General features: G+C 71.1%; 1 protein-coding gene. It reads right to left on the reverse strand.

Annotated elements, in window-relative coordinates; genetic code table 11:
- Nucleotides 1-2,296 (reverse strand): condensation domain-containing protein (locus ACIRDU_RS38595; protein ID WP_403588900.1); only part of this gene is annotated, 2,296 nt, incomplete at both ends.

Here is a 2,296-nt window from a genome sequence, read left to right on the forward strand (position 1 = left end):
ACGCTGTCGGTGAGGACCAGAACCGGTCCGGCCTCCTCGAGGATGTGCGCCAGACGGTGGCTCGGATACTTCGGGTCGACCGGCAGATACGCACCCCCCGCCTTCAGCACCGCCAGCAGACCCGTCACCAGATCCGCCGACCGCGGCAGGGCGACCGCCACCACACTCTCCGGCCCCACCCCACGGCCCACCAGCTCACGCGCCAGCCGGTTCGCCCGCGCATTGAGCTCACCGTAGGAGAACTCCACCCCCTCACACACCACCGCGACCGCATCCGGGTCCCGGACCACCTGCTCCTCGAACAGACCCGGCACCGTCACCACCGGGATCGGCACCTGGGTGGCGTTGTGGCCGCTCAGGACGAGTTCCCGCTCGGCCGCCGAGAGCACGTCGACCTGCTTCACCGGCGCCGACGGGTCGGCGACCAGGCCGCGCAGGGCGCGCAGGAATCGGTTCGCCAGCTCCTCCACGGTCGGCCGGTCGAACAGGTCGGTGGCGTACTCGATCAGGCCCTGGGCCTCGCGGCCGGCTGCTGTGGTGACCTCGGTGAGGTTGAAGAACAGGTCGAACTTGGCGGTACCGGTGACCACCGGCACGAAATCCACGCGCAGTCCGGGCAGCTGCAGATCGGCCTGGGCGAAGTTCTGCCAGGCGAACATCGTCTGGAACAGCGGGTGGTAGGCGGTGGAGCGGTCCGGGTTGAGGAGCTCCACAAGCCGCTCGAACGGGGCGTCCTGGTTGGCGTAGGCGCCGAGTGCCTTCTCACGCACCTGGGCGATCAGCTCGTCGAAGGTGGGGTTGCCGGCCAGCTCGGCGCGCAGCACCCAGGTGTTGACGAAGAAGCCGATCAGACCGTCCAGGGCGTCGTCGGTGCGACCCGCGATCGGCGAGCCGATCGGAATGTCGTCGCCCGCACCGAGCTGGTGCAGGAGGACCGCGAGCACCGACTGCATCACCATCGACACGGTCACGTCGCGGGTGCGGGCCAGTTCCTCGACGGCGGCGAGGAGTTCCGGCTCCACCAGGAACTCGATCATGTCGCCGTGGTGGCTCGCACGCGGCGGACGCGGCCGGTCGGTGGGCAGTTGCAACGGTTGCGGGATGCCGGCCAGTTCGTTCTTCCAGTACGCGGACTGTTCGGCGAGCACCCCGTCCTCGTCGTCGGCCTCGCCGAGCAGGTCGCGCTGCCACAGGGCGTAGTCGGCGTACTGAACGGGCAGCTCGGGCAGACCGGGCGCCCGTCCCTCGCGGCGGGCCGCGTAGGCGGCGGACACCTCGCGGATCAACGGCGCCATGGACTCGCCGTCCCCGGCGATGTGGTGCAGCAGCAGCGACAGGACGTGCTCTCGTTCGCCGGTGCGCAGGACGCGGGCGCGCAGCGGGATCTCGCGGTCGAGCGCGAAGGTGTACCGGGCGCTTTCGGCGATCGCCTCCTCGAGCGCACCCTCGGCGCCATCGGTGAGGTCGAGCACGGGTACGTCCAGGACGGCCTCGGCGGGCGGCAGGATCCGCTGGTACGGGATGCCGGCGGTGTCCTCCTCGTAGAGGGTGCGCAGGCTCTCGTGCCGGGCCACCACATCGTTCAGCGCGGCGGCCAGCGCGGCCACGTCCAACTCCCCGGTCAGTCTCAGATTGAGCGGGATGTTGTACGTCGCCGAGGGGCCCTCGAACTTGTCGATGAACCACAGGCGGCGCTGTGCGAAGGAGAGCGGCAGCTGCTCGGGCCGTTCCTCGACGCGGGTCAGCGGCGGCCGTACCGCGATGTCCGCCGACAGGTGCCCGGCCAGTTCGGCCACCGTCGGCGCGGAGAACACCGTGCGGATGGGGATCTCGGCGCCGAGGACGGTACGGATCCGGCTGATCAGGCGAGTGGCGAGCAGGGAGTGCCCGCCGAGGGCGAAGAAGTCGTCGTCGATGCCGACCCGCTCCACACCGAGGACCTCGACGAACAGGCCGGCCAGCGTCTGCTCGGCGGTCGTGCGCGGCGCCCGGTAGCTGCCGGCGGTGAGCTCCGGCTCGGGCAGCGCGGCCCGGTCCAGCTTGCCGTTGGGCATCAGCGGCAGCCGGTCCAGAAGCATCAGGACCGCGGGGACCATGAACTCCGGCAGCCGTGCGGCGACCGTCTCGCGCAACTCGGCGGTGTCCACCGCGCCGGGCGCGGCAGGCACGGCGTAGCCGACGAGCTGCTTGGCGTCACCCCGCTCGCGGACGACGACGGCGGCCTGGGCGACGCCGGGGTGGGCGGTGAGCGCGGCCTCGACCTCGCCGGGTTCGATGCGGAAGCCGCGGATCTTGA

The organism is Streptomyces sp. NPDC093598, from assembly GCF_044764825.1.
Classification (GTDB): domain Bacteria; phylum Actinomycetota; class Actinomycetes; order Streptomycetales; family Streptomycetaceae; genus Streptomyces.